Source organism: Stutzerimonas stutzeri, from assembly GCF_018138085.1.
Lineage (GTDB): Bacteria > Pseudomonadota > Gammaproteobacteria > Pseudomonadales > Pseudomonadaceae > Stutzerimonas > Stutzerimonas stutzeri_AI.
The window spans coordinates 2,391,661-2,418,391 of the sequence record NZ_CP073105.1; the positions used below are offsets into that span (position 1 = coordinate 2,391,661).

19 protein-coding genes are annotated in these 26,731 nt (G+C 62.8%); 10 read left to right on the forward strand and 9 right to left on the reverse strand.

Annotated elements, in window-relative coordinates:
• Nucleotides 1–73: 73 nt before the first annotated feature.
• From fdnG to fdhE, 4 genes are read left to right on the forward strand one after another with little or no spacing between them, the layout of a single operon-like run.
• Nucleotides 74–3,154 (forward strand): formate dehydrogenase-N subunit alpha, encoded by a 3,081-nt coding sequence (gene fdnG, locus KCX70_RS11060; protein WP_249121726.1) that lies wholly within the window; start codon nt 74–76, stop codon nt 3,152–3,154.
• Nucleotides 3,154–4,089: a formate dehydrogenase subunit beta gene (fdxH, locus tag KCX70_RS11065; protein ID WP_102845921.1), complete on the forward strand. Its 936-nt coding sequence runs from the start codon at nt 3,154–3,156 to the stop codon at nt 4,087–4,089. The genes fdnG and fdxH overlap by 1 nt, the downstream gene beginning before the upstream one ends.
• The gene (locus tag KCX70_RS11070) at nt 4,086–4,775 is read left to right on the forward strand and encodes a formate dehydrogenase subunit gamma (RefSeq protein WP_021208178.1); all 690 of its coding nucleotides are present in this window, start codon (nt 4,086–4,088) and stop codon (nt 4,773–4,775) included. The genes fdxH and KCX70_RS11070 overlap by 4 nt, the downstream gene beginning before the upstream one ends.
• Nucleotides 4,772–5,713 (forward strand): formate dehydrogenase accessory protein FdhE, encoded by a 942-nt coding sequence (gene fdhE / locus KCX70_RS11075; RefSeq protein WP_249121727.1) that lies wholly within the window; start codon nt 4,772–4,774, stop codon nt 5,711–5,713. The genes KCX70_RS11070 and fdhE overlap by 4 nt, the downstream gene beginning before the upstream one ends.
• On the opposite strand, the gene KCX70_RS11080 is transcribed toward fdhE, so the two are convergent.
• A complete protein-coding gene (locus tag KCX70_RS11080; RefSeq protein WP_212620416.1) occupies nt 5,710–5,976 on the reverse strand; it encodes a hypothetical protein in 267 nt (88 codons plus the stop codon). The two genes, fdhE and KCX70_RS11080, sit on opposite strands and share 4 nt — an antisense overlap.
• Before the next feature lie 606 nt (nt 5,977–6,582).
• Here KCX70_RS11080 and KCX70_RS11085 point away from each other — a divergent pair.
• From KCX70_RS11085 to KCX70_RS11100, 4 genes are all read left to right on the forward strand, one after another.
• Nucleotides 6,583–8,595, forward strand: coding sequence for an alpha-1,4-glucan--maltose-1-phosphate maltosyltransferase (locus KCX70_RS11085; protein WP_212620202.1), 2,013 nt, complete (start codon nt 6,583–6,585; stop codon nt 8,593–8,595).
• A gap of 144 nt (nt 8,596–8,739) precedes the next feature.
• Nucleotides 8,740–12,063, forward strand: a complete 3,324-nt coding sequence (treS, locus tag KCX70_RS11090; protein ID WP_212620203.1) for a maltose alpha-D-glucosyltransferase — start codon at nt 8,740–8,742, stop codon at nt 12,061–12,063.
• Nucleotides 12,060–14,276: a 1,4-alpha-glucan branching protein GlgB gene (glgB, locus tag KCX70_RS11095; RefSeq protein ID WP_212620204.1), complete on the forward strand. Its 2,217-nt coding sequence runs from the start codon at nt 12,060–12,062 to the stop codon at nt 14,274–14,276. The genes treS and glgB overlap by 4 nt, the downstream gene beginning before the upstream one ends.
• A gap of 118 nt (nt 14,277–14,394) precedes the next feature.
• Nucleotides 14,395–15,369 carry a cation diffusion facilitator family transporter gene (locus tag KCX70_RS11100; protein WP_212620205.1) on the forward strand — a complete coding sequence of 325 codons (975 nt, stop codon included), beginning with the start codon at nt 14,395–14,397 and terminating at the stop codon, nt 15,367–15,369.
• A gap of 325 nt (nt 15,370–15,694) precedes the next feature.
• Here the strand turns inward: KCX70_RS11100 and KCX70_RS11105 are convergent, their stop codons facing one another.
• From KCX70_RS11105 to KCX70_RS11130, 6 genes are all read right to left on the reverse strand, one after another.
• Nucleotides 15,695–16,729: a lysylphosphatidylglycerol synthase domain-containing protein gene (locus KCX70_RS11105; RefSeq protein WP_212620206.1), complete on the reverse strand. Its 1,035-nt coding sequence runs from the start codon at nt 16,727–16,729 to the stop codon at nt 15,695–15,697.
• The gene (clsB, locus tag KCX70_RS11110) at nt 16,726–17,961 is read right to left on the reverse strand and encodes a cardiolipin synthase ClsB (protein ID WP_212620207.1); all 1,236 of its coding nucleotides are present in this window, start codon (nt 17,959–17,961) and stop codon (nt 16,726–16,728) included. The genes KCX70_RS11105 and clsB overlap by 4 nt, the downstream gene beginning before the upstream one ends.
• Entirely contained in the window at nt 17,958–18,761 is an 804-nt protein-coding gene (locus tag KCX70_RS11115; protein WP_212620208.1) for an endonuclease/exonuclease/phosphatase family protein, read from the reverse strand. The genes clsB and KCX70_RS11115 overlap by 4 nt, the downstream gene beginning before the upstream one ends.
• Entirely contained in the window at nt 18,758–19,675 is a 918-nt protein-coding gene (locus KCX70_RS11120; RefSeq protein WP_212620209.1) for a DUF72 domain-containing protein, read from the reverse strand. Before KCX70_RS11120 ends, KCX70_RS11115 begins: the two co-directional genes overlap by 4 nt.
• 9 nt (nt 19,676–19,684) lie before the next feature.
• On the reverse strand, nt 19,685–20,956 hold the full coding sequence (locus tag KCX70_RS11125) for a zinc-dependent alcohol dehydrogenase (RefSeq protein WP_212620210.1): 1,272 nt from the start codon (nt 20,954–20,956) through the stop codon (nt 19,685–19,687).
• A gap of 267 nt (nt 20,957–21,223) precedes the next feature.
• Nucleotides 21,224–22,144 carry a LysR family transcriptional regulator gene (locus KCX70_RS11130; RefSeq protein WP_212620211.1) on the reverse strand — a complete coding sequence of 307 codons (921 nt, stop codon included), beginning with the start codon at nt 22,142–22,144 and terminating at the stop codon, nt 21,224–21,226.
• 102 nt (nt 22,145–22,246) lie between these two features.
• Between KCX70_RS11130 and KCX70_RS11135 the strand changes: the two genes are divergently transcribed.
• Entirely contained in the window at nt 22,247–23,077 is an 831-nt protein-coding gene (locus KCX70_RS11135) for a DODA-type extradiol aromatic ring-opening family dioxygenase (protein ID WP_212620212.1), read from the forward strand.
• Nucleotides 23,078–23,105: 28 nt separating this feature from the next.
• The gene (locus tag KCX70_RS11140) at nt 23,106–23,387 is read left to right on the forward strand and encodes a DUF2218 domain-containing protein (RefSeq protein WP_212620213.1); all 282 of its coding nucleotides are present in this window, start codon (nt 23,106–23,108) and stop codon (nt 23,385–23,387) included.
• A 12-nt stretch (nt 23,388–23,399) separates the two neighbouring features.
• Here the strand turns inward: KCX70_RS11140 and KCX70_RS11145 are convergent, their stop codons facing one another.
• Both KCX70_RS11145 and glgX read right to left on the reverse strand, forming a co-directional pair.
• On the reverse strand, nt 23,400–24,257 hold the full coding sequence (locus KCX70_RS11145) for a M23 family metallopeptidase (RefSeq protein WP_212620214.1): 858 nt from the start codon (nt 24,255–24,257) through the stop codon (nt 23,400–23,402).
• 234 nt (nt 24,258–24,491) lie between these two features.
• Nucleotides 24,492–26,642, reverse strand: coding sequence for a glycogen debranching protein GlgX (gene glgX, locus KCX70_RS11150; protein ID WP_212620215.1), 2,151 nt, complete (start codon nt 26,640–26,642; stop codon nt 24,492–24,494).
• Nucleotides 26,643–26,731 lie beyond the last annotated feature (89 nt).

The window sequence follows — 26,731 nt, forward strand, 5'->3', positions numbered from 1 at the left end:
AGGAACCATCGTAGAGCGGTTGCAGTCGACTTATTCGATGAGCAGAACATAACAAAGCAGACAGGAGATACCGATGACCGTGCGAGTATCCCGGCGACAGTTCCTGAAGTTCGGTGCGGCTGGTATAGGCGCATCGAGCATGGCCATGATGGGGTTTGCGCCTGATGAAGCCGTAGCGTCAGTACGTCATTTCAAACTGACTGGCGCCAAGATCGCTCGCAACATCTGCACCTACTGTTCGGTAGGGTGCGGCATGTTGCTCTATTCCCGCGGCGATGGCGCCGCCAACGTGATCGACGACATCTACCACGTCGAAGGCGACCCGGATCATCCGGTCAGCCGCGGCTCGCTCTGCCCGCGGGGCGCGGGTGTGCTGGACTTCATCAAGAGCCCGTCGCGGGTCAAGTACCCCGAGGTACGCGATCCCTACACCAATGAGTGGAAGCGCATCAGCTGGGACGAAGCCTTGACGCGTATTGCGCGGCATATGAAAGACGACCGCGACCGCAATTTCGAAACCCATGACGAACAGGGCAGGCTGGTCAATCGCTGGATGACCACCTCGATGGTCGCGGCTTCGGCCTGCACCAACGAGACGGCGTACCTGACGCAGAAGATCACCCGTGCCCTGGGCATCCTCAAGCTAGACAACCAGGCGCGCGTCTGACACGGACCAACGGTGGCAGGTCTTGCCCCTTCATTTGGTCGCGGTGCCATGACGAACCACTGGACGGACATCGGCAACGCCAATGTCATCTTGTCCATGGGCGGCAATTCCGCTGAGGCACACCCGGTCGGTTTCCGCTGGGTCATGAAAGCCAAGGAGCGTAGCAATGCGATCCTCATTTCCATCGACCCCCGATTCAACCGCACCACGGCGGTGGCCGATTATCACGCCTGGATTCGTACCGGCACGGATATCGTGTTCCTGGGTGGTTTCATCAACTACCTGATCGAGACCGATCGCTACGCCCACGAATATGTGCGCGAGTACACCGATGCCAGCCTGATCGTGAAGGAAGGGTTCGGCTTCGAGGATGGCCTGTTCACCGGCTACGACGAGGACAAGCACCACTACGACCGCAAGACGTGGAACTACGAGCTGGACGAAAACGGCTTCGCCCGGCGCGACCCGAGTCTCGAGCATCCAAGGTGCGTATTCCGCCTGCTGCACGAGCACTACAGTCGCTATACCGTCGATCAGGTCGAAACCGTCTGCGGCATGCCGAAGGACACGGTGCTGCAGCTCTGGGATCTCATGGCGCAGACGTCGGCCCCCGACAAGACCATGACGATCCTCTATGCCCTGGGCTGGACCCAGCACACCATCGGCTCGCAGATCATCCGCTGTGGCGCCATGGTGCAGCTCCTGCTGGGCAACATGGGTATGCCGGGCGGCGGCGTCAACGCGCTGCGGGGCCACTCCAATATCCAGGGCCTGACCGACATCGGTCTGCTGTCGAACCTGCTGCCGGGTTACATGAACCTGCCGTCGGTAGACCTGCAGTCCTATGACGCTTACATGAAGACCCGCATCAAACCGCCGATGCTGGAAGGTGAGGTGTCCTACTGGAAGTTCTACGAGCGGTTCTTCGTAAGCCTGATGAAGGACTGGTACGGCGACGTGGCTACGAAGGAAAACAACTGGTGCTATGACTGGTTGCCCAAGCTCTCCGAGCCCATCTACGACGTGCTCTACGCGGTCAACGATATGACCCTGGGCAAGATGACCGGGGCCTTCTGCCAGGGCTTCAACATACTGGCGTCCTTCCCGAACAAGGCGAAGGTGCTCGAAGGTCTGTCGAAGCTCAAGTTCCTGGTCATCATGGACCCGCTGACCGTGGAAACCGGCGAGTTCTGGAAGAACTTCGGCGAATACCACGACGTCGATCCGTCGCAGATCGGTACCGAGGTGTTCCGCCTGCCCACCACCTGCTTCGCCGAGGACTCCGGCTCCATCACCAACAGCTCGCGGTGGTTGCAGTGGCATGACAAGGCGGCACCCGGTCCGGGCGAGTCGATGACCGACACCGAAATCCTCGGCGAGGTGATGCTGCGGCTCAAGGCGATGTATCAGGAGGAGGGCGGTGCCTTCCCCGATCCAATCCTCAACCTCAGCTGGAACTACAAGGTTCCGAGCGCACCGGCCGCGTCCGAGCTGGCCATGGAGTACAACGGTCGCGCGCTGGCGGACCTGACCGACGATACCGGCAAGGTCATTCGCCGCAAGGGCGAACAGCTGAAGGATTTCAGCGAGCTGCGAGCCGATGGGACCACCGCCTGTGGCTGCTGGATCTACTCCGGCGCCTGGCCACAGGAAGGCAACATGATGGTCCGCCGCGACAACTCCGATCCTTACAACACCGGCAACACCCTGGGATGGGCCTGGGCCTGGCCGATGAACCGCCGGCTGCTGTACAACCGCGCCTCGGCTCGACCGGATGGCACGCCCTGGGCACCGAACAAGGCGTTCATCTGGTGGGACGGCGAACGCTGGACGGGCGCCGACGTGCCCGATTTCCCGCTGACCTCGCCGCCGTCCGCCGGCGTCCGGCCGTTCATCGTCACGCAAACCGGGACCGGTCACTTGTTCTCCAGCGAATGGCTGAACGAGGGGCCTTTCCCGGAACATTACGAACCGATGGAAAGCCCGATCGACCGCAACCCGATGAGCCCGAACAACCCTTTGGCGATGCATAACCCGGTCGCACGGGTATTCGAGCAGGACAAGGATTCGTTCGGGTCGAACAAGGAGTTCCCCTACGCGGCGACGACGTACCGGCTGACCGAGCACTTCCACTTCTGGACGACCCATGCACGGCTCAACTCGATCGCGCAGCCCGAGAAGTTCGTCGAGATCGGCGAAGTGCTCGCAGGCGAGCTGGGCATCGTGGCCGGCGAGCGGGTGCGGGTTCGCTCCAAGCGCGGCTTCATCACCGCCGTCGCGGTGGTGACCAAGCGACTGGTGCCGCTCGAGATCGACGGCCGCACCGTGCATCAGGTTGGCATACCGATTCACTGGGGCTTCAAGGGCGTCGCGAAAAAGGCGTACCTGACCAACACCCTGACGCCCTTCGTAGGTGACGGGAACACCCAGACACCGGAATTCAAGTCGTTTCTGGTGAACGTCGAAAAAATCGGAGGTGCCGTCTGATGCGAGGTGACCAGATCAATCTGCAGAACATAATCGCCCGCTCGGCCACCACCACGCCGTCGCCGCAGGTGCGGCACGGCGGTGTCGAAAAGGTCACCAAGCTGATCGACGTTTCGGTCTGTATCGGCTGCAAGGCATGCCAGGTCGCTTGCTCGGAGTGGAACGACCTGCGTGACGAGGTCGGTGAGTGCGACGGCACCTACAACAATCCGCAGGACCTGTCGGCCGAGTCCTTCGAGGTGATGCGTTTCAGCGAGTACGAGAACGAGCAGGGCAATCTCGAGTGGCTGATCCGCAAGGATAACTGCATGCACTGCGCCGAGCCGGGCTGCCTCAAGGCCTGCCCATCGCCCGGCGCGATCGTGCAGTACGCCAACGGCATCGTCGACTTCAACTCCGAGCACTGCATCGGCTGCGGCTATTGCGTGGCAGGCTGCCCCTTCGATATCCCGCGTATCTCCAAGAAGGACAACAAGGCCTACAAGTGCACGCTGTGTTCCGACCGGGTTTATCACGGCCTGGAGCCGGCATGCGTCAAGAGCTGCCCGACCTCGGCGATCATGTTCGGCACCAAGGAAGACATGCTCGACTACGGCGCCCATCGCGTCGAGCACCTCAAGGGCCGGGGCTACGATAATGCGGGCATATACGATCCGCCCGGTGTCGGCGGTACGCACGTGGTGTATGTACTGCAGCACGCGGACAAGCCGGAAATCTACAGCGGCCTGCCGAAGGATCCGCAGATCAGCCCCACCGTCGAGCTGTGGAAGGGCGTGACCAAGCCGATCATGTCCGTGGCGTTGGGCGTGTCGGTGCTGGCAGGCTTCTTCCACTATGTGATGAAGGGACCCAAGGAAGAACCCGAGGACGATCCGGATCCGGAACAGGCGGCAGCAGCGCGTGACATCGATCAGCGTGGGGAGGACCGGCTATGAGCCATTCCAACGTACGACACGGCATCCTTCGCTACGGCTGGTGGACGCGAGTCAATCACTGGCTAATCGCGGTCAGTTTCGTACTGCTCACGCTCAGCGGTCTGGCGCTGTTCTATCCGGCATTCTTCGCTCTGACCGGGCTGTTTGGCGGGCCGGAGCCTACGCGGATCGTTCACCCCTATATCGGTGTGTTCATGTCGGCGTTCTTCGTCATTCAGGCCGTGCGCTTCTTCGGTGACAATCTGATCCGTCGGCACGACGTGCAGTGGATGAAGCAGATCGGCGACGTCCTGAGCAACCGCGACGAGCGCTTGCCGCCGGTGGGCAAGAACAACGCCGGGCAGAAGCTGGTGTACTGGATCTTCCTCGCTACCGTACCGATCCTGCTGGTCACCGGGATCGTGCTGTGGCGGCCATGGATCGCCGACGACATGCCGGTCTGGGCTTTGCGCTTGGCGGTAACCATCCATGCCTACACGGCGTTCATCGCGATCATCACCCTGGTGATCCACATCTACTCGGCGATCTGGGTCAAGGGCTCGGTACGCGCGATGACGCAAGGTCGGGTCAGCCACGCCTGGGCGCGCCATCATCACGGCCTCTGGTACGAGGACGTGATGCGCAACCGCAAGACCGACGAGCAGAGCGCGTCGCCCACCAGCGAAGTACAGGATCGTCGCCGATGAAAGGAGCTGCAGTGGACCACAATTACGGAAGTGCCCCCTCCGGCATCATGGAGGCACCCTATGTGGTGCTTCCGGAAGCCAAACTGTTCAGCAAACGGGCCACTCGATTGCGAGAACTGGTGGCGCAGGTACCGCCGCTCGATGAGTTCCTCGCGTTCATGGGGCGCCTGGTACAAGCCCAGCACCAAGTACTGACCGAACGTGAACCCGCCTGGCGTCCACCGGCCGATGCGTTCGATCAGGCATTGAAGCATGGCATGCCGCCTTTGGGTTTCCAGGCGTTGCGACGCGATGTGCACTGGCAACAGGATCTGCTCGCGATACTCGATGCGGTGGAGCTGCACGTGGGCGAGCGTCAGCGACCGCTGCTCGCCACGCTGCGCGAAATGCCCACCGATCGCCTTGATGAGCTGGCCGACGATGTCTTCGAAATGCGGCCTGGGGACGAGGCGACCCGCGGCCTGTTGCCGTTGGTCGCGGCTGCCTTGCAGGTGACCTGGGTGCGTTTGGCCATGGGCTTACCCAGGGCCCCGGCCAGGCCCATGGGTGAGGCGCGGGCGCTTTGTCCCTGCTGTGGTGCCGCGCCGGTGGCAAGCGTCGTACACAACGAGCGGCATCGCAGTGGCGTGCGCTATCTGCACTGCTCGCTGTGCGCGACCGAGTGGCACCTGGAACGCGTTAAGTGCAGCGTCTGCGACAGCGGGGGCAAGTTGCTTTACCTGAGCCTCGACGATGATCAGGGCAAGCCGTTCCTGCCGGTCCACGCGGAGGCCTGCAACGAGTGCCATAGCTATCTGAAAATCATGCAGCGCGAGCTGCATGGCCGCGCGGACCCGGTGGCCGACGACCTTGCCAGTCTCGCATTGGACCTGCTTCTGGCCGAGCAGGACGAGTATGCGCGTAGTGGCTACAACCCTTTGCTGATCGCCGGCAGCTAGGTGGGCTCTGGCGCTTCGTCGGCGACGGCCTGGCCGCCAAACGGCGTACCGGGTTTGTAGTCGTCGAGGTCGTCGGGGCAGGGCACCTGTGGCAGATCACCCGGCTTGTCGTGCACGACGGGGTCCGGTTGTGGCACATCGGGGCGAGCATGCGGTGTCATGGCAGCCTCCATCTGGTGGATATCCATCATCAGGAATAGCTCATCGCAGCCCGGGCGCAAGCGCACCGGGAAGCCTGGCGCCAAGCCGGCGACGACGAGCATTTCAAAGCCCCAGGCGGGCCTTCTACCGACCAACAGCAGCACGCACAGGTCCGCTCTTCGGAAGGTCCGCCCCGGGGTGAATGGAGCCCACCGGGCTGCCTTGCCTACGGGCTAAAAGCTTCGCCCCGGGTCGGGGCTCCCACAGGGAAACCAGGCAGCATCTCGGTCAATCCCATAAATCTAGGATCTACGGTGCCCCTCCAGCCTTACAAGTCCAGTTTGGACCCACAGAGAAACCATACAAGGCGCGCCCCGCGGCAAAGCGGACCCCCGGCTGCCCAAAAGCACAAAGCCGCACCTCCTGCGTTCAGCGGCACGCAAAAACTAACCATTGTGGGAGTCGCGACTCGCGGCGAAACGGGGCTCGGGCCCGCTCTAAACGATAGCTTCGTCCGCAACATGCCTGAGCCAGCAGGCCAGGATCAGCAGACTGCGCGAGGCGGTCTGTTTCGCTGAACTTTTACGGCCTCCCTTGGTTCGGAAGAACAGAGCCCGTGAAAGCCTGCAGGTCAGGTTTTCACACGGTCAATCCAGCCCGGACGGTGTCGACTTGCGCAGTGGTTGGATTGCCGTACCGCAACGACTCAGGCCCCAGGAGCCCGTTCGATGAACGATGCACAACCCCACGCCATTATTCACCCCCGACTGGAACAGGCACTGAAGATGCCGCGCATCGCCATCGAGGCGACCGAGCCGGTGCTTGACGGTGGTCGGTTCGCTGCCAAGGCGATCATCGGCCACCCCGTCAACGTGACCAGCAAGATCTTCGCCGACGGTCACGATCAGCTTGCCGCTGCGATCTGCTGGCGTACCAAGGACGAGACCGGCTGGCGCCGTGCGCGGCTCAAGTTGCTCGGCAACGACAGCTGGGAAGGGCACTTCACCCCGACCCAGGTCGCGAGCCACGAGTTCATGATCGAAGCCTGGTGGGACGTCTACGAGACCTATCGTTACGAACTGTCGAAGAAGCACACCGCGGGCGTACCGGTCCAGCTGGAGCTGGAGGAGGGCCGTCAGCTGCTCGAACGTGCCAGCGGCCGGGCGCAGGGTGAAACCAAGGCGATCATCGAGGATTTGCTGCATCGCTTCAGCGCCGCGCATCTCGATGACGAGCGCGTGTCGGTGATGCTCGCCGACGAAACCGCCGCGGCGATGGCCGACGCCGACCCACGCGAACATTGCAGTCAGAGCCCGGTTTTTCCGCTCGAAGTGGAGCGGCCGCTGGCCCAGTTCGCCAGCTGGTATGAGCTGTTTCCACGCTCGGAGACTGATGATCCGAACCGCCACGGCACCTTCCGAGACGTGCACAAGCGCCTCCCGTCGATTCGCGACATGGGCTTCGATGTTCTCTATTTCACGCCTATTCACCCCATCGGTCGGCAGCACCGCAAAGGCCGCAATAACACGCTGCAGGCCGGCCCCAATGACCCGGGTAGCCCATATGCCATCGGCAGCGAAGAAGGCGGCCACGAAGCCGTACATCCCCAGCTGGGCACCTTGGAAGACTTCCGTGAGCTGGTCGCTGCCGCGCGCGAGCATGGCCTGGAGATCGCACTCGATTTCGCCATCCAGTGCTCTCAAGACCATCCCTGGCTGAAGGAGCATCCGGGCTGGTTCTCCTGGCGGCCCGACGGAACCATTCGCTACGCCGAAAACCCGCCGAAGAAGTATCAGGACATCGTCAACGTCGACTTTTACGCGGAAGACGCCATGCCGGACCTGTGGATCGCCTTGCGCGACGTGGTGTGGCACTGGGTGCAGCAGGGCGTAAAGATCTTCCGGGTCGACAATCCGCATACCAAGCCGCTGCCGTTCTGGGAATGGATGATCGCCGATATCCGCGAGCGAGACCCGGACGTGATGTTCCTCTCCGAAGCCTTCACCCGCCCGGCGATGATGGCGCGGCTGGGTAAGGTCGGCTTCAACCAGAGCTACACCTACTTCACCTGGCGCAACAACAAGGCGGAGCTGAGCGAGTACTTCACCGAACTCAACGAGCCACCGCTGCGCGATTGCTATCGGCCGAATTTCTTCGTCAATACGCCGGACATCAACCCGTTCTTCCTGCACGACTCCGGGCGTCCCGGGTTCCTCGTCCGTGCCGCGCTGGCGACCATGGGCTCGGGGCTGTGGGGCATGTACTCAGGCTTCGAACTGTGCGAGTCCGCGGCGATCCCCGGCAAAGAGGAATACCTCGATTCGGAGAAGTACGAGATTCGCCCGCGCGATTATCACGCCCCGGGGAACATCGTCGCCGAAATCGCCCAGCTCAACCGTATTCGTCGGCAGAACCCCGCTCTGCAAACCCACCTCGGCTTCCAGGCGTACACCGCCTACAACGACAACATCTTCTATTTCGGCAAGCGCACGCCGGATCGCAAGAATTTCATTCTGGTCGCCATCAGCCTCGATCCGCATAACGCCCAGGAGGCGCATTTCGAGTTGCCGCTCTGGGAGCTCGGGTTGCCGGACCATGCCGAAACCCGGGGCGAAGACCTCATGAACGGGCATCGCTGGACCTGGTACGGCAAGACCCAGTGGATGCGTATCGAGCCGTGGCACCTGCCGTTTGGTATCTGGCGCCTCACCGCGGACGCACCCGATCCAGACTTAAAGTGATTTCTATAAACGGCGTGAATATGTTGTTAAGTCAATAGGTTACGCAATTAACTTGATCCGGTCTGTAGGTTACTCCACGCACATTTTCAGTCTCCACCCGCTCCCCAAGGGAGCGGTGTCGGAGGTCATGAAAGGAACGAGAACATGGCCAAAGCGCGCAAACCAGCCGCCTTTATCAAAGACCCGCTCTGGTACAAGGATGCGGTGATCTACCAGGTCCACCTCAAATCGTTCTTTGACTCGAACAACGATGGCGTCGGCGACTTCCAGGGCTTGATCGAAAAGATCGACTACATCGCCGATCTGGGAGTGAACACCATCTGGCTGCTGCCGTTCTACCCCTCGCCGCGGCGCGATGACGGCTACGACATTGCCGAATACAGGGGCGTGCACGAGGACTACGGCAGCCTGGCCGATGCCCGGCGCTTCATCGCTGCGGCACACAAGCGGGGCTTGCGGGTGATCACCGAATTGGTCATCAACCACACCTCGGACCAGCACCCCTGGTTCCAGCGCGCGCGCAAGGCGAAGAAGGGTTCGGCAGCACGCAACTTCTACGTCTGGTCGGACACCGACGACAAGTATCCAGGGACTCGGATCATCTTTCTCGACACCGAGAAATCCAATTGGACCTGGGATCCGGTGGCCAAGCAGTACTTCTGGCACCGTTTCTACTCGCACCAGCCGGACCTGAACTTCGACAACCCGCAGGTGATGAAGGCCGTGCTCAGCGTGATGCGCTATTGGCTGGACATGGGAATCGACGGCCTGCGCCTGGATGCGATTCCTTACCTGGTCGAGCGCGACGGCACCAACAACGAAAACCTGCCCGAGACCCACGCGGTCCTGAAGCAGATTCGTGCCGAAATCGACGCCAATTACCCCGATCGCATGCTGCTGGCCGAGGCCAATCAGTGGCCAGAGGACACCCAGTTGTATTTCGGCGGGGAAGACGGCGGGCCCGGCGATGAGTGCCATATGGCGTTCCACTTCCCACTGATGCCGCGCATGTACATGGCCTTGGCGCAGGAAGACCGCTTCCCGATCACCGATATTCTGCGCCAGACCCCGGACATCCCTGAGAACTGCCAGTGGGCGATCTTCCTGCGTAATCACGACGAGCTGACGCTCGAAATGGTGACCGACAAGGAGCGCGATTACCTGTGGAATTACTACGCCAGTGACAAGCGAGCCCGAATCAACCTGGGCATTCGCCGACGTCTGGCGCCGCTGCTAGAGCGCGACCGGCGGCGGATCGAGCTGCTCAACAGCCTGTTGCTGTCGATGCCCGGCACGCCGGTGATCTATTACGGCGACGAGATCGGCATGGGCGACAACATCTTCCTCGGTGACCGGGACGGGGTGCGCACGCCGATGCAATGGTCGCTGGATCGCAACGGCGGCTTCTCCCGCGCCGACCCGCCCAGTCTCGTGCTGCCGCCCATCATGGATCCGCTGTATGGCTATCAGGCGATCAACGTCGAGGCACAGCAGCGCGATCCGCATTCGCTGCTCAACTGGACGCGGCGGCTGCTGTCGATCCGCAAGCAGTTCAAGGCCTTCGGACGCGGCAGCCTGAAGATGCTCGCCCCGAGCAACCGCCGCATCCTGGCCTATCTGCGCGAATACACCACGCCGAACGGCGAGACCGAAGTGATCTTCTGCGTCGCCAACGTCTCGCGTTCGGCCCAAGCGGCGGAACTGGAGCTGTCGCACTACGCCGGGATGGTACCGGTGGAGATGGTCGGCGGCAGTGCCTTCCCGCCCATTGGTCAATTGCCCTATCTGCTGACGCTGCCTCCTTACGGCTTCTACTGGTTCCAGCTGGCAACCAGTCATCAGATGCCCAGCTGGCACCAGGAACCGGTGGAAACGATGCCCGATTTTCAAACGCTGGTGCTCAAACGGTTGGATACGCTCACCGCTGCCAACAAACGAATTCTCGAAACCGAATCGCTGCCGGCTTATCTGCCGAAACGGCGTTGGTTCGCCAGCAAGGATGCCGCCGTCGAATCGATCAAGATCTGCTACAGCGTGCCGTTCGGCGATCCGCAGCGGCCGGTGCTGCTGAGCGAGATTGCCGTGCAGACCGCCGGCCGTACCGACCTGTATCAGCTGCCGCTGGGCTTCCTCGACGAGGGCGATTTCGATACCGCCTTGCCGCAACAGTTGGCCATGGCGCGCGTGCGCCGCGGACCACAAGTGGGCCTGCTGACCGACGCCTTCGCGCTCAAACAGTTCGTACTGGGCGTGATCCAGGGGCTGCGCGAAGAACAGGTGCTGCCATGCGGCGAGGGCGAAATACGCTTCGAACCCATGGCGCGACTGGCCGAGATCGAACTGCCCGACGATGCCGAGGTGCGCTACCTGACGGCGGAACAGTCCAACAGCTCGGCGATCATCGACAGCAGCATGATGATCAAGGTGCTGCGCCGTATCTCCTCCGGCGTGCACCCGGAGCTGGAAATGGGGCGCTTCCTGACCGAGCAGGGCTTCAACCATATTTCCGCCATGCTCGGCCAGGTGGCACGGGTCAACAAGCAGGGCGAGCAGCACGCGCTGATGGTGGTGCAGCGCTTCCTCGACAACCAGGGCGATGCCTGGGAGTGGACGCTCAATACGCTGGACCGCGCCGTGCGCGACCAGATCGCGGGCGGCGTATCGCTGCATGAAAACCAGTTCAGCGCGCTCGAAGAGCTAGAGGCGTTCAATCGCCTGCTCGGCCAGCGCCTGGGCGAGATGCACATGACATTAGCGGCCTCGACCGAGGACGCGGCCTTCGCCAGCGAGCCGACCCGTCCGGCTGACACTCGGGAGTGGACCGAGCTGGTCGGCGCCCAGTTAGCGCGAGCGCTGGATATCCTGCAAAACCGGCGTGGTGAATTGGAACGCAAGACCGCAACGCTGGTCGATCAGCTGCTGGGACAGCGTGAACAACTCATGGCGGAGGTCAAACGGTTGGCTGAACGAACGGTCGGCGGGCTGCGCACGCGGGTGCACGGCGATCTGCACCTGGGGCAGGTGCTGGTGGTGCAGGGCGATGCGTATTTCATCGATTTCGAAGGGGAGCCCGCACGCTCGCTGGAGGAACGCAGAGCCAAGCTCAGCCCGTTCAAGGATGTCGCCGGTCTGCTGCGCTCGTTCGAGTACGCGGCGGCCATGGTCATGCGTAACGCACAGATCAGCGACAGTTCAGAGGCAGCCGATCTGGCGCGACGCGCGATTTCCGATGCCTACCAGCAGAGCGCGCGTAGCGTCTTCCTCGAGGCCTATCGGGAGGCTACCGCGCAAATCCCACATGCCTGGAAGGATGCCAACGGGGCGGACGCCGCGCTGGCCCTGTTCAGCCTGGAAAAGACCGCGTATGAAGTGGCCTATGAGGCAGAGAACCGCCCGGCCTGGTTGCCCGTCCCCTTGCAGGGATTGGCGGCTTTGGCACAACAGATTTCCGATGGAGGTTCCCAATGAATGATCGACCGGTCGTGACCATGCCCGGAGAAACCCTACTGCCCAGCGATGCTGATGTAGACGCGCTGGTGCGTGCCGAACACGGTGACCCCTTTTCGATTCTCGGTCCGCACCCGGACGGGGACGGCCTGGTGGTACGGGCCTACCTGCCCAACGCGCTCGGCGTCGAGGTGCTGGAACGCTCCGGTGGTCGTGTGCTGGCGGCGATGGAGCAGGGGCAGGTGCCCGGCTTCTTTTTCACACGGTTGACCAACCCTCAACCCTATCTGCTAAGGATTCGCTGGGCCGGTGGCGAGCAAGTGACCGAAGACCCATTCAGCTTCGGGCCACAGCTCGGCGAAATGGATCTGTATCTGTTCGCCGAGGGCAACCATCGCGAGCTCGGCCGCGTGTTCGGCGCGCAGCCGATGGAAGTCGACGGTGTACAGGGCGTGCGTTTTGCCGTTTGGGCGCCTAACGCCCGGCGCGTTTCGGTGGTCGGCAGCTTCAACGATTGGGACGGGCGTCGGCACCCGATGCGCCTGCGTTTCCCGGCGGGTGTCTGGGAGATATTCATCCCTCGGCTACAACCGGGCGATCGCTACAAGTTCGAAATCCTCGGACCGCACGGCATCCTGCCGCTCAAGGCCGACCCCGTGGCCCTGGCGACCGAGCTGCCGCCGGGCACCGCGTCGGTGATCTCGCATCCGCTGGAATACCAGTGGAAGGACGACGCCTGGCTGCAACAGCGCGTGGCGCGGCAATCACTGCAGGCGCCGATGACCATCTACGAGCTGCACGCCGGTTCCTGGCGCCGGGACGGAGGCGATCATGGGCGCCTGTATGACTGGCACGAACTGGCCGAGCGGCTGATCCCCTACGTCGTCGATCTCGGTTTCACCCATATCGAACTGATGCCGATCATGGAGCATCCCTTCGGCGGCTCCTGGGGCTACCAGCTGCTTTCGCAGTTCGCGCCCAGTGCCCGCTATGGCAGTGCCCATGATTTCGCCGCTTTCGTCGACGCCTGTCACAACGCCGGAATCGGGGTCATCCTCGATTGGGTGCCCGCGCATTTCCCGACCGATGCCCATGGTCTGGGCGAGTTCGACGGTACCGCGCTGTACGAGTACGCGCACCCCTTCGAAGGCTTCCATCAGGATTGGGATACCTACATCTACAATCTCGGACGCACCGAGGTCCACGGCTTCATGCTCGCCTCGGCGCTGCACTGGCTGCGCGAATTCCACGTCGATGCGTTGCGCGTCGATGCGGTCGCCTCGATGCTCTATCGCGATTATTCGCGCAAGGAAGGCGAGTGGATCCCGAATCGTCACGGCGGTCGCGAGAACCTCGAAGCGATCGACTTCCTGCGTCATCTGAACGACGTGGTGGCCACCGAAACGCCGGGTGCATTGGTCATCGCCGAAGAATCCACCGCGTTTCCCGGCGTCAGCAAGCCAACAGCCGAAGGCGGCCTGGGCTTCGCGTACAAGTGGAACATGGGCTGGATGCACGACACGCTCAAGTACATCCAGGAAGACCCCATCAATCGGCAGTACCACCACGACAAGCTCACCTTTGGCATGGTCTACGCCTATTCCGAGCACTTCGTGCTGCCGATCTCCCATGATGAAGTGGTGCACGGCAAAGGCTCGCTGATCGACAAGATGCCGGGAGACCGCTGGCAGAAATTCGCCAACTTGCGCGCTTATCTGTCGTTCATGTGGACGCACCCCGGCAAGAAGCTGCTCTTCATGGGCTGCGAGTTCGGCCAATGGCGTGAATGGAGCCACGACCGGGAACTGGACTGGTATCTGCTCGACGAGGCGGACCATCGTGGCGCGCAGAACCTGGTTCGTGACCTGAACCGGCTGTACAGCCAGGAACCGGCCCTGCATGAGCTCGACAGCGATCCGGAAGGTTTCCAGTGGCTGATCGGCGACGATCGCGCCAACAGCGTCTTTGCCTGGTTACGCCGTAGCTCCACCGGTCATCCGCTGCTGGTGGTGGGTAACTTTACGCCAGTCGTCCGTGAGGGCTACCGCGTCGGCGTTCCGGAGAACGGTCGCTGGCTGGAAATCTTCAACAGCGACGCCGAGTGCTATGCGGGGTCCAACGTGGGCAACGGTGGCGGGATCCTCGCCGAAGCGCTGCCATCCCATGGCCAGGACGTTTCGCTTTCCCTGACGTTGCCGCCGTTGGGCGTCGTTATCCTGCGGCCGCAAGGCTAGGTCGTTCCGGCATCCGGGCGCCGCGGTGGCCGGATGCCGGACGGCGTGGGAAGGCCGGCGAGCCAGGTTGTGCATAACCGGCCCGCTGGTCTCACCCGTCGGAAACAGGAGGCGCAGCATGGCGGGACACAACCATGAACACGGTCATAGCCACGGTAACGGCCCGGGACACAGCCATGGCAGCGGCAAGACCTTGCTGGTCGCGCTGGTCTTCACCACCGCGTTTGCCGCGGTCGAGGTGTTCGGCGGGCTGATTGCCGACTCGCTGGCCTTGCTCTCGGATGCCGGGCACATGTTGACCGATTCGCTGTCGCTGGGCGTCGGTGCCTTCGCCGCCTGGCTGGCCCGCAAACCGGCATCGCGCCGGCACTCCTTCGGGCTGAAGCGGGCCGAAATGCTCGGTGCATTGTTCAATGTGCTGTTCATGTTCGGCGTGATCGCCTTCATCACCTACGAGGCCATCCGGCGCATCGGCGATACCCCAGCGGTGGCGGGCGGCACGGTGCTGGCCATCGGTGCGCTGGGGCTGCTGGTCAACCTGGTGGTTGCCTGGGTGCTGATGCGGGGCGAGCAGTCGGTCAACGTGCGCAGCGCGCTGCTGCACGTGATGGGCGACCTGCTGGGCTCGGTCGCCGCGCTGGCAGCCGGTGCGATCATTTATTTCGGCGGCCCGCCGGTGGTCGACCCGATTCTCTCGCTGCTGGTCAGCCTGCTGATCCTGGTCAGCGCCGTTCGGCTGTTGCGCGAGGTCACCCACGTGCTGATGGAAGGCGTGCCGAAGGGAATCGACGCGCAGGAAGTGGGCGATACGCTGGTACGGATCGACGGGGTGCTGGCCATCCATGACATGCACATCTGGAGCCTGTCATCGAATAGCCTGGCGCTGGCGGCGCATGTCGACGTGGATACGATGGAGCGCTGGGCGTCGGTCTTGCCGCAGCTTCAGCACGTCCTTCACGAGCGCTTCGACATCACCCACAGCACCCTGCAGCCGGAGGACGCATCGATCCGCCGCGCATGCAGCGCCGATCCCGACTGTGGCGCGGGTGATTCGGTCTGGCAGCCTGATGGCAAGAAAGCGGGAGCGGCGTGATGCGGGGAGGTCTCGCGAAGCATCGACACCGTAGCCAGGTGACCGGACGGGCCGTCTCAGTGCTTATATGACGAGGCGCTAACGGCTGGCATAGTCAGGCCGTGGTGCCTGCAATTAGCGGTCGCCGTTGCGAAGGGTCGCAGGTAGAACCTGCTCCTACAGAGCATCGACACTGTAGCCAGGCGGCCATTCGGCCCTCATCTGACGAGGCTTCAACCACTGGCATTGTCAGGCCGTGTTGTCTGCGATCGGCGGGCGCCGTTGCGAGGGGTCGCAGGTAGAACCTGCTCGTACGGAAGCCAGGGGCGCCGTCTTTGGTCGTCGTCTAGCGGCTGACAGCTTTCCGGGCTCCGGACGGCTCTTCTTCCGCTGATTTTTTTTCGCCGGGTTTGGCCTCGTTTCCGGCGCGCAGCTTCTTCGCTCGGGCTTCGAGCACGACGTAGAGGATGGCGGCCAGGCACAGCGGTATCAGGAAGTACACGACGCGGTAGCCGATCAGGCCGGCTACGATCGCGCCGTTGCCGAGCTCGTCACCCAGGGCGGCCACGAACACCGCCTCGATCACGCCGAGGCCTGCCGGGATGTGGGCAATCACGCCGGCGATGCTGCTGATCATCAAGGTCCCCAGCACCTCGGGGTAGGACACCTTCTGCATCAGCATGAAATGGACCACCAGCGCCATCAGGGCCCAGTTGCTCGCGCCCAACACCATTTGCAGCGCGGCCAGGCGTAACGAGGGTAGATGGATCTCGTGCTTGCGGATGGTCCAGTGGCGACGCTTGGAAAAGCCGCATGCCCACAGGTAGACCACCGCGACCAGCAGCAACACGGCGCCGAGCACACGCAACGCCGTTTCGCCGACTTCCCAACTGGCCGGCGGCGTAATCCAACCCATGGAAAAGATCAGGCCTGCCAGCCAGATATAACCGAGCCAGTTGGTCAGGACGCTCAAGGTGAACACCCGGGTAATCTGCGAGGCACGCAGTCCAAGGCGCGAATACAGGCGATAGCGCAGGGCGATGCCGCCCACCCAGGCGCTCAGGTTGAGGTTGAAGGCATAGCAGACGAAGGTCACCGGAACGATCTGGCGAACCGGCAGGCTGTGCTGTGCGTAGCGCTTGCCGAGCACATCGAAGCAGCAATACACGGCGTAACTGGCAAGGGTGGCGCCACCGGCCAGCCACAGGATCTTGGCGTCGTAGTCGCTCAGCGTCCGGTAGACCTCGTGCCAGTCGACATTACGCGCCAGCCCCACCAGCAAGCCGACGACCAGCACGAAGAAGACGTAGGTCAGGATCCGCTTGATCAGCGGCCAGCGACGGCGCCAGCCGCCAGGCGAGGAGGTCTGCGTCTCGCTCATCGATGATCTCGTTGCAGGGGAGCCGACTCGGACTCGAGCGGCTCCGGATCGATCAGTTGCAGCTTAGGACGGTGCGCTGGGAACAGGCCGACGAGCTGAGGGAAATGCCGCAGAAAGTGAAAGATGACGAAGGCCAGCGGTGCTCGCCACCAGTAGCCGCGCACGATTCGCTCCAGTGGAATCCGGCGACAATCTTCCTGCAGCAACCGATCGAGCTTCTCATGCAGTTGCCGATTGAAGTTGTGGTCGCGAATGATCAGGTTCGCCTCCAGGTTCAGCGACAGGCTGAGCGGATCGAGATTGCTCGAGCCCACCGTGGACCATTCGTAGTCGGCCAGGGCCACCTTGCCGTGCAGCGGCCGGCGGCAATATTCGTGCACCTCGACGCCGTCGCTCATCAGGTAGTTGTAGAGCATCCGCGCGCCGAACTTGGCGATCGGCATGTCCGGCTGCCCCTGCAGGATCAGCCGCACCCGTACGCCGCGCCGGGCCGCGTTGCGAATCTCGCGCAGCACGCGGTAGCCCGGGAAGAAATAGGCATTGGCTATCAACAACCGGGAGCGGGCATCTCGAATCGCCTGCAGATAGTGCTGCTCGATATCGTTGCGATGATCCTGGTTGTCACGGATCACGAACAAAGCACGCGCCTCGCCCCGGTTGACGCCAACGTAGCCGTTGCTCGGGTGCGCTGCCCGCCGATGCCACCAGCGCCGGTTCACACGTCCCGACGCGACGACGCCGAGGGCGAACCGATGGATGTCGTGCACCACAGGCCCCTCGACCCTCAGCGCGTAATCCTGCTTGGCCTCCGGACCGAAATCGCCCAGGTGGTCGGCAGAGAAGTTGATGCCACCGATGAACGCGACCTGTCCGTCGACGACGACAATCTTGCGGTGCATGCGGCGAAACACGTTGACGCGCTTGCCCAGCAGCCGCTTGCCGGGATCGAACATATGAATGCGCACACCGGCCCGCGCCATGGTGGAGGCGAACTCGCCGTTCAGGTCAGCGGAGCCATAGCCGTCGACGGTAACGTCGACGCTGACGCCGCGTGCAGCGGCGTCGACCAGCACCTGTTGCAGCTCCTGGCCTACCTTGTCTTTGAAGAAGATGAAGGTTTCGAGCAGGACTTCCTTTTCAGCAGCCGCAATGGCTTCGAACACGGCAGGGAAGAACTCCTCGCCGTTTTCCAGCAACTGAAGACGATTCCCGTCTCTCCAGTGAAAATTCATAGGTGTATCTCCACCGCCAAGGGCAGATGATCGGACAAGTGCGTCCAGGGTTTGTTACCCAAGATTTGCGCCTTGTGGCTCGTCGCGTTGCGCACGTAGATGCGGTCCAGGCGCAGCATCGGCCAGCGTGCGGGAAAGGTCTTGGCGACCTTGCCCTGGGACACGGCGAAGACTTCATGCATGCCGGCGCAGCGATCCAGCACCTGAGCGCCTTTCAATCGCCAGTCGTTGAAGTCTCCGGCGACCACTACCGGCGCGTCCTGGGGTAGCGAATCGAGCAACTGGCACAGCAGGGCGAGTTGTTGCTGTCGATGCGACTCGCGCAGGCCAAGGTGCACGCAGATCGCGTGGAACTCCGAGTGGCCTGGTACCTGGAGCACGCTGTGCAACAGGCCGCGGCGTTCGGGGCCGGCGATGGAGATATCGAGATTCTCGTAGCGAGTAATGGGGAACTTGGATAACAGCGCATTGCCGTGATCGCCGTCGGGGTATACGGCGTTGCGGCCGTAGGCGAAGTCGGTCCAGATGCTGTCGGCGAGAAACTCGTACTGGGACATTTTCGGCCAGTCGTGAAAGCGCAGGGCATGCTTCTCGTGGGTGCCCAGCACCTCCTGCAAGAACACCACGTCGGCCGATACCGCTCTGACCGCCTCACGCAGTTCCGGCAGGATGAAGCGGCGGTTCAGCGCGGTGAAGCCCTTGTGGGTATTGACGGTCAACAGGCGGATCGCATCGACCGCCGAGGACATATGGGCGTCCAGGTCCCGGCTGTCCAGGGGATGATTCTTGTCCAGATTCAAGCCAGTGCTCCTTCCAGTTGGCCCGGAGTGGTCTCCAGGTTTTCCTCCAGTCCGAGACGGCGCAGCAACTGCCGCGCGTCATAAGGGGCTCGGACTTTCACGTCGTTATCGAAATAGCAGTACACCTCGCGTGACTTGCGCGAGGCAGGTCTGGTGTCAGAGATGAGCTGGGCGTCGTCGGGTTGGCCGCCCTCGCTCCACAGCCGGATGCGCTGGCACCAGTTGTCCAGCGCCTGCTCGGTATAGCCGCTGGTATAGAGCTCCTCGGCACCATGCAGGCGGATGTAAACGAAATCGCTGGTCAGATCCTCGCGATAGGGCCACTTGCCGGCCGTATCCGCGACCACCAGCGCAACGTCGTACTTGCGCAGCAATGCGATGAACGCCGGGTCGACGAAGCTCTGGTTGCGGATCTCGACGGCGTGCCGCAGGCGGCGTTTGCGGTCGATCTGCAGATAGCTGCGGCCCTCCATTCGCGCCTCGCAGCCCTTGGCCATTTCCAGCGCCGTCTCGGTGTCGTGCGGCAGCAGCCCGAGAAAAGTCTCGAACTGCTCGGCATCGAACTTGAACGACGGCGGGAACTGCCAAAGTATCGGCCCCAGCTTGTCCTTGAGTGCCAACACGCCGGAGGCGAGAAAATTGGCGATGGGCTTCTCCACCTCGCGCAGGCGCAGGATATGGGTGATATAGCGAGGCGCCTTGACGCTGAAGACGAAGCCGGCGGGCGTTTCGGCGTACCAGGCCGAATACAGCTCGGGCCGCTGCAGCGAGTAGAACGAGCCGTTGATCTCGATGCTGCTTACCGCGCGCGAGGCGAACTTCAGCTCGTTTTTCTGGGTGAGCCCCTTGGGATAGAAGTCGCCTCGCCAGGGTGCGTAGCGCCAGCCCGATATGCCGATATGGATGGCCGCCATCAACGTCTCCTAGAACCTGCCGGGGTTTTGCATGCTGGTCGGGTCGCTGGCCGGAAAGGTGTCGGCGATGGCCTTGTCGACGATGCTTTCCTCCGAGCCATCGCCGGCCGAACCGCTGCGTTGTGGCTGCAGCTCCACCTTGATCCAGCCGCGCTCGCGCCGGTCGAATGCCTCGAACGCGGCGATGGCATCGGTCATCGGTTTCACCTGGGTAAGGATCTTCGCCGGATCGATACGCCGGGCCTGGATCATCTCGATCAGCTGGGGGATGTATTTGCGGTGATGGCAATTGCCCATGTTCATGGTGATGTTCTTGTTCATCGCCATGCCAATGGGGAAGGTGGTGGCATCTGGCGGATATACACCGATGATGGACAGCGTGCCGGCCTTTGCCAGGCCCTGGACCGCCCATTCCAGCGCTTGCGAAGGCCCATCGCCCGGCTGCCATTGGGCGCCCTGGCCTGATTGCGCGCCATCGGCGGGCTTGCCGCCGCAGCAGCCGTGTTCGGCATCGATACCGACCGCGTCGATGGCCCGGTCGACACCGATGCCCGCGGTAAGCCGCTTGAGCGTTTCCACCGGGTCTTCACGGTTGAAATCGATGATTTCCGCACCCTGCTGTTGCGCCATGCGCAGGCGGTCTTCGTACTGGTCGATGGCGAACACTCGCCCGGCTCCGAGCAGCTTGGCGCTGGCGATGGCGAACTGGCCGACCGGGCCACAGCCGAACACGGCCACGGTATCGCCCGAGCGGATCTCGGCCATTTCCGCGCCGAAATAGCCGGTCGGGAAGATGTCCGAAAGCAGAATCGCCTGATCGTCGCTGACGTCGGCCGGCAGCTTGACCAGGCCGATGTTGGCGAAGGGGATGCGTGCCTTCTCGGCCTGCAGGCCATGGAACGGACCGGTCTGCGACGGTCCGCCGTAGAACGACGTGCCGGCTTCCTTGCCGTTCGGGTTGGCGACGTCGCACTGGGCGAAATAGCCGGAACGGCAATAGGCGCAGTTACCGCAGGCGATGGTCGAGGGGATCACGACACGATCGCCGATCTGCAGGTTGCGCACGTCGTCGCCCAGCTCCTCGACGATACCAACCGCTTCGTGACCGAGAATGGTGCCGGGCTTCATTCCACTGACGGTGCCGCGGACGAAATGCAGATCGGTACCGCAGATGGCCGAGGCGGTGATACGAACGATGGCATCGGTAGGAGCTTCGATGCGTGGCTCGGCGACGTCCTCGAGGCGGATATCGCCGACACCGTGATAAACGACAGCTTTCATGGCTACTCCGTAACGCCCACTCCAACAGCAAGTTCGAGTGGTATGTAGGGTTGCTGACATCCTGCGAATGGGCCGGATCATCGAGAGCCGGTCGGCGTTCCTTCGGAATGGGGCCCTGACTTTCAGCGGGCCATTCAGCAGCACGCTGCGTCGACAGGTGCACCTTCATTGGGACTGATGGCGGCTTTCGCGGTTCATCTTTTTTCAGTGCGACGGCCACGCAAGCGCGCTGCGACGGCGTTCTGGAGGGCGGAACGGGAGAGGATGTCAGCGGGGCGGGGTAGCCCAGGGCAGTTCGGCGGAGAAGGCTTCGACCAGATAGTCGATCATGGCGCGTACCTTGGCGGGTGGGCGGCGGTCGGCTGGATAGACCACATGGATGCCGCCGAGCCCCAGCGCCGGCTGATCCAGCTCGACCGTCACCAGCTCGCCACGCTGCAGGGCTGCGGCGACGATGAACTGCGGTTGGTAGATCAGACCCTGATCACCTACCGCGGCGGCCACCAGCGCGGCGCCGTTGTTGGCGATCAGGTTGCCTTGAATCGGCACCCGAAACTCACCGGCCGGGCCGAACGCCCATTCACGGCCGCCGAGCAACGTCGACAGGCTGTAGCCCAGGCAGTTGTGCCGCGCCAGATCGCTGACCCGCCTTGGCACGCCATGTTGCGCCAGGTAACCAGGCGAGGCGCATACCAATAGCGGGCAGTCGGCCAGCCGTCTGGCCTGCAGTGGACTGTCGGTGAGGCGGCCTATTCGCACCGCCATGTCCCAGCTCCCGTCGATCAGATCCACCTGACTGTCGGTCAGCCCCAGCTCCACCCTGACCGCGGGGTGGCGGCGGCTGAATTCGGGCATCAACGGCGCGATGAAGCGGGTACCGAATGACAGCGGCACGTTCATGCGCAGCAGACCGGCCGCGTCGACCCGCTGCGAGGCGACGCTGGCTTCGGCCTCGTCGATCTCCGGCAGGATACGCAGACAGGCTTCCAGATAACTGTTGCCGGCAGCGGTCAGGCTCAGGCGGCGAGTGCTGCGATGAAACAATTTGACGCCGAGACGGGCTTCCAGCGCGTCGACGTGTTTGGTCGCCATCGCGGGCGACAGGCCGAGCTGGCGGGCTGCGGCCGAGAGGCTGCCGGCACTGGCCGCTCGGGTGAAGACGCGCATACCGGTGATTCTATCGAGCATCTCGGCTCCTACTCTCGGTTGGAACTGTTGAGGTGTTTTGGCCTGTTAAAGCCCAACCGAGTGTAATTCATACTGTCAGCTCGATTGAGAGGACATAACGCCATGCATCGCCACGCCGACGTTGCCCCGACTGCCGGGCCGCAGCCAACCCTGTTTCTACCGCACGGTGCCGGTCCATGTTTCTTCATGGAGTGGAACCCGGTCGATGCCTGGAACAAGCTCGCAGCCTTCCTCAAAAGTGTCGCGGCAACACTGCCGCAACGCCCACGTGCAATCGTGCTGGTGTCCGGTCACTGGCTGGCACGGCAGGTACGGGTCACCGCTGCTGCCAATCCCGAGCTGATCTACGACTATCACGGTTTCCCTGCACATACCTACCAGCTGCGCTATCCGGCTCCCGGTGACCCAGCCTTGGCGGCGCGTCTGGTCGCACTGCTCGGCGAGGCGGGATTTCCCGCCGAGGAAGACCACCAGCGCGGCCTTGATCATGGTGCTTTCATTCCGCTGAAGCTGGTGTTTCCCGAGGCCGACGTGCCGGTGGTGCAGCTGTCACTGCGCAGCGATCTGGATGCCAGTGCCCATCTGCGGATCGGTCGCGCGCTCGCGCCGCTGAGGGACGAGGGCGTGCTGATCATCGGCAGCGGCATGAGCTTTCACAACATGCGCGGCTATGGCGACCCGCGCTTTGCCCCGATTTCCGATGACTTCGACCAGTGGCTCAACGCCGCGGTTGCCGCGCCTGCGGATCAGCGTGAGCGGCTCTTGCAGCATTGGGAAGAGGCGCCCTCGGCGCGGCTATGCCATCCGCCTCGCGCCGAGGAGCACCTGTTGCCGCTGATGGTGGCCGCCGGTGCCGCGCTGGACAGCCCGGGGCGCAACGTCTTTTCCGACAGGATCATGCAGACGACACTGTCGGCCTATCGATTCGGTTGAGTCACCCTTTTTCAAACGGAGAACCCACATGTTCAGTTCCAGCGTACGCATCCAGACATCCAACCCCAGCCGCCTGATTCGCCGGTTGTGCAAGCACTGGGGCCACAAGTTCGAGGTGAATTTCGATGACCAGCAAGGCCGCATCGCGCTCGGCGAAACCATCTGCCTGCTCGAAGCCGGCGAGGGGGCACTGAAGGCCGAGTTGCAGACGGCCGACGAGGCTCAGCTGAGCCGGATGGAAGGCGTCGTGGCCGACCACCTGCAGCGGATGGCGACGGACGAGACCTTCACCTTCGTCTGGCAGCGCTGAGCGCCTCGATGGCTACTGATCGTTGCTGGCGAAATTAGGTAGCTCGTCTACCGGACGGGAAAAGCGGAAAGGAATCGAAACCATCGAGTCGCCGTAGGCTTTTTGCACCACGAAATGCAGGTGGGGACCGGTACTGCGGCCGGTGTTTCCAGACTGACCGAGCAGCGTACCGACCTTGACTTGCTGTCCCGGTCTGACCTGAACAGAGCCGCGTTTGAGGTGCAGGTAGGCACTGTGCGTGCCGTCCTGGTGAGCGATTCTCACGTAGTTGCCCGCAGGATCCGGCAGACGGCCGCCCTGACCGTTGCGCACTTCCAGCACCGTGCCCGCCCGCGCCGCAACGATGGGCGTGCCCACCGGCATCGCCACGTCCACCGCGTAGCGCCCCTTGGGCGAGTTGTGGCTGAAATCACCGCCGGCGCCCTGGGAGATACGGAACGGGCCGCCTTGCCACGGCAGTTCGTAGGCGTGTCCTCCTACGCTGCCTTTGCGGCCCGGCTCTGGTGAATAGATCAGCGAGTAACTGAACGACTGCTGGTACATCAGCGGATAGCTCGCCTGACGCTTTTGCAAGGTGGCGATGCGCATGCGGGTGCGCGCCGGTACGGTCTTGCGGATGACGCCCTTGCCGACGCCGGTGACATTGACCATGCGGGTCAGGCGCAGCACCGCCTCGATCGGCACGTCCGTATCGTTTTGCACGACCATCGCCTTGCCGGACCCGACGCGGGTGGCCAGCAGGCGAACAGTGCCGGGCTTGCCGGAGGGAAGCGTCGCGTTGGTGATGCTGCCGCCCGCCAGCAGCGGTAGCGAAGCGGTGGAGCAGGTGAGCAGTAGTGCCAAGGAAACAATCAGCCGAGTCGAAGCCATAGGGGTGTGATCCGTCACGGATGGGACAACCTGCCGGCGGCTGCAGGAACAAATCCGTAGGTTTCATGAACGCCGCGCTGGGGTTGGGACTCAAGGTGTTGCGCAGGGTTCAGTGCCGCACGTCGATATCGCGCGAACGATTGAGCCTTCCCCAGAACAGCGCAGTTATTGGGGCGCAGAGACGCCAAGGCCCCGAAAACGGGGCCTTGGGATCAGTCATGGAATTACTCGAGGTTATTCCTCTTCCTTGATCAACTCGAACAACAGCAACGACCGGCCGGTCAGTGCGTACTCGTCGCTAAAGTCGAAACGCTCGGCCCGCGCGTTGGGATTGTTGGTGTCGATCAACCGGTTCCAGTAGATGCCTTGCGGAACCTCGGGAAGGGTGAAGTTCACCACGTCGTGGTGCGAGTTGACGATGATCAGCAGCGTCGCATCCGAACCCGCGCGGCGAATACCGGTGGGCTGGGCGCGGCCATCTAGGAGCATGCCCATGCACCGGTTGTTGCCATCCTGCCAATGCTCGACGGTCATTTCTTCCGCGTGCGGTGCCAGCCAGGTGACATCCTTGACGCCCAGCTCCTCGTTGTAGGCGCCGACCAGGAAGCGCCCACGGCGCAGCATCGGATAGCGCTGACGCAAGCGAATCAGTTTGCGTACGAAGGCCTGCAAGGCACGGCTTTCTTCGGGAATGTCCCAGTTGACCCAGCCGATTTCGCTGTCCTGGCAGTAGGCGTTGTTGTTGCCGTGTTGCGTCCGTGCGAACTCGTCGCCGGCCACGATCATGGGCGTGCCCTGGGAGAACAGCAGGGTGGCGAAGAAGTTGCGCATCTGCCTGAAGCGCAGCTCGGCGATTTCCGGGTCATCGGTTGGCCCTTCGACGCCGTGGTTCCAGGAGATGTTGTTGTCGCTGCCGTCGCGGTTGTCTTCGTCGTTGTCTTCGTTGTGCTTCTCGTTATAGGAAACCAGGTCCTTGAGCGTGAAGCCGTCGTGGGCAGTGACGAAGTTGACCGAACTGAACGGGCGTCGTCCACGCTGGTTGAACAGGTCGCCGGATCCGGTCAGGCGGCTGGCGAAGTCGGCCAGCTGGCCTTCGTCGCCTCGCCAGAAGGCGCGTACGGTGTCACGGAACTGGTCGTTCCACTCCGCCCAGCCGGGCGGGAAGCCGCCGACCTGATAGCCGCCCGGGCCGCAATCCCAGGGTTCGGCAATCAGTTTGGTCTTGGCCAATACCGGGTCCTGGCGACAGGCCACGAGGAAGCCGTGGCGCTCGTCATAGCCGTCGTGCTCACGTCCGAGGATGGTGGCCAGGTCGAAGCGGAAACCATCGACGTGCATTTCCTCGGCCCAGTAGCGCAGCGAGTCGGTCACCATCTGCACCACGCACGGGTGGCTCATGTCCAGCGTGTTGCCGGTACCCGAATCGTTGATGTAGTAGCGCTTGTCGTCGGGCATCAGCCGGTAGTAGGACGCGTTGTCGATACCGCGCATCGAAAGCGTCGGGCCTAGCTCGTTGCCTTCGGCCGTGTGGTTGTAGACCACATCAAGGATGACCTCGAGATCGGCGTTGTGCAGGTGCGCGACCATTTCCTTGAATTCGCTGATCTTGCCGCTGGCCAGGTATTTGGGGTGCGGCGCGAAGAAGGCGATGCTGTTGTAGCCCCAGTAGTTGCTCATGCCCTTCTCGAGCAGGTGCTGGTCCTGTACAAAGGCGTGAATCGGCAGGAACTCGACCGAGGAAACGCCGAGCTTGCGAACGTAGTCGATCACCTCGGGGGTCTTGAAACCGCCGAAGGTGCCGCGCATATCTTCGGCCACCGAGGGGTGCCGCATGGTGAACCCACGCACGTGGGTCTCGTAGATGATGGTGCGGTCCCAAGGCACCTGCACGGGCCGGTCATGGCCCCAGGTGAAGGCCGGATCGATGATCTTGCACTTGGGCACGAACGGCGCGCTATCGCGTTCATCGAAGCTCAGATCGCCATCGGGGTGGCCGATGGTGTAGCCGAACAATGCCTCGGACCACTTCAATTCGCCGACCAGTTGCTTGGCATAGGGGTCGATCAGCAGCTTGTTGGGATTGAACCGGTGGCCGGCCTCGGGCTCGTACGGTCCGTGCACCCGATAGCCATAAATCTGTCCCGGGTGAGCATCGGGCAGGTAGCCATGCCAGATCTCGTCGGTGTATTCGGGAAGTTCGATCCGCTCGAGCTCGGTCTCGCCGTCGGTATCGAACAGGCACAGCTCGACCTTGGTGGCATTGGCGGAGAAGATCGCAAAATTGACGCCTAGCCCGTCCCAGGTAGCGCCAAGAGGGAAGGGGAGGCCTTCACGGATACGCGACGCCGTCGCTATCTGAGGCGCCGCAGGCTTTTGTTTACTCATGAAATCTCCGATGGCAGCTCGTGATCGTTGCTGTGCAGGACTAGGCAACGCCGTACCCACCCGGCACACCAAGCGAGCCGGGTGGGGTG

Coding starts and splice junctions, on each gene's coding strand:
- KCX70_RS11105 (WP_212620206.1), bottom strand. CDS start 16,729: ATGAGCGAGACGCAGACCTCCTCGCCTGGCGGCTGGCGCCGTCGCTGG.
- KCX70_RS11120 (WP_212620209.1), bottom strand. CDS start 19,675: ATGGCGGCCATCCATATCGGCATATCGGGCTGGCGCTACGCACCCTGG.
- KCX70_RS11080 (WP_212620416.1), bottom strand. CDS start 5,976: ATGCTCGTCGTCGCCGGCTTGGCGCCAGGCTTCCCGGTGCGCTTGCGC.
- KCX70_RS11130 (WP_212620211.1), bottom strand. CDS start 22,144: ATGCTCGATAGAATCACCGGTATGCGCGTCTTCACCCGAGCGGCCAGT.
- KCX70_RS11070 (WP_021208178.1), top strand. CDS start 4,086: ATGAGCCATTCCAACGTACGACACGGCATCCTTCGCTACGGCTGGTGG.
- KCX70_RS11145 (WP_212620214.1), bottom strand. CDS start 24,257: ATGGCTTCGACTCGGCTGATTGTTTCCTTGGCACTACTGCTCACCTGC.
- KCX70_RS11125 (WP_212620210.1), bottom strand. CDS start 20,956: ATGAAAGCTGTCGTTTATCACGGTGTCGGCGATATCCGCCTCGAGGAC.
- clsB (WP_212620207.1), bottom strand. CDS start 17,961: ATGAATTTTCACTGGAGAGACGGGAATCGTCTTCAGTTGCTGGAAAAC.
- fdxH (WP_102845921.1), top strand. CDS start 3,154: ATGCGAGGTGACCAGATCAATCTGCAGAACATAATCGCCCGCTCGGCC.
- fdhE (WP_249121727.1), top strand. CDS start 4,772: ATGAAAGGAGCTGCAGTGGACCACAATTACGGAAGTGCCCCCTCCGGC.
- glgB (WP_212620204.1), top strand. CDS start 12,060: ATGAATGATCGACCGGTCGTGACCATGCCCGGAGAAACCCTACTGCCC.
- KCX70_RS11085 (WP_212620202.1), top strand. CDS start 6,583: ATGAACGATGCACAACCCCACGCCATTATTCACCCCCGACTGGAACAG.
- glgX (WP_212620215.1), bottom strand. CDS start 26,642: ATGAGTAAACAAAAGCCTGCGGCGCCTCAGATAGCGACGGCGTCGCGT.
- KCX70_RS11140 (WP_212620213.1), top strand. CDS start 23,106: ATGTTCAGTTCCAGCGTACGCATCCAGACATCCAACCCCAGCCGCCTG.
- KCX70_RS11100 (WP_212620205.1), top strand. CDS start 14,395: ATGGCGGGACACAACCATGAACACGGTCATAGCCACGGTAACGGCCCG.
- KCX70_RS11135 (WP_212620212.1), top strand. CDS start 22,247: ATGCATCGCCACGCCGACGTTGCCCCGACTGCCGGGCCGCAGCCAACC.
- treS (WP_212620203.1), top strand. CDS start 8,740: ATGGCCAAAGCGCGCAAACCAGCCGCCTTTATCAAAGACCCGCTCTGG.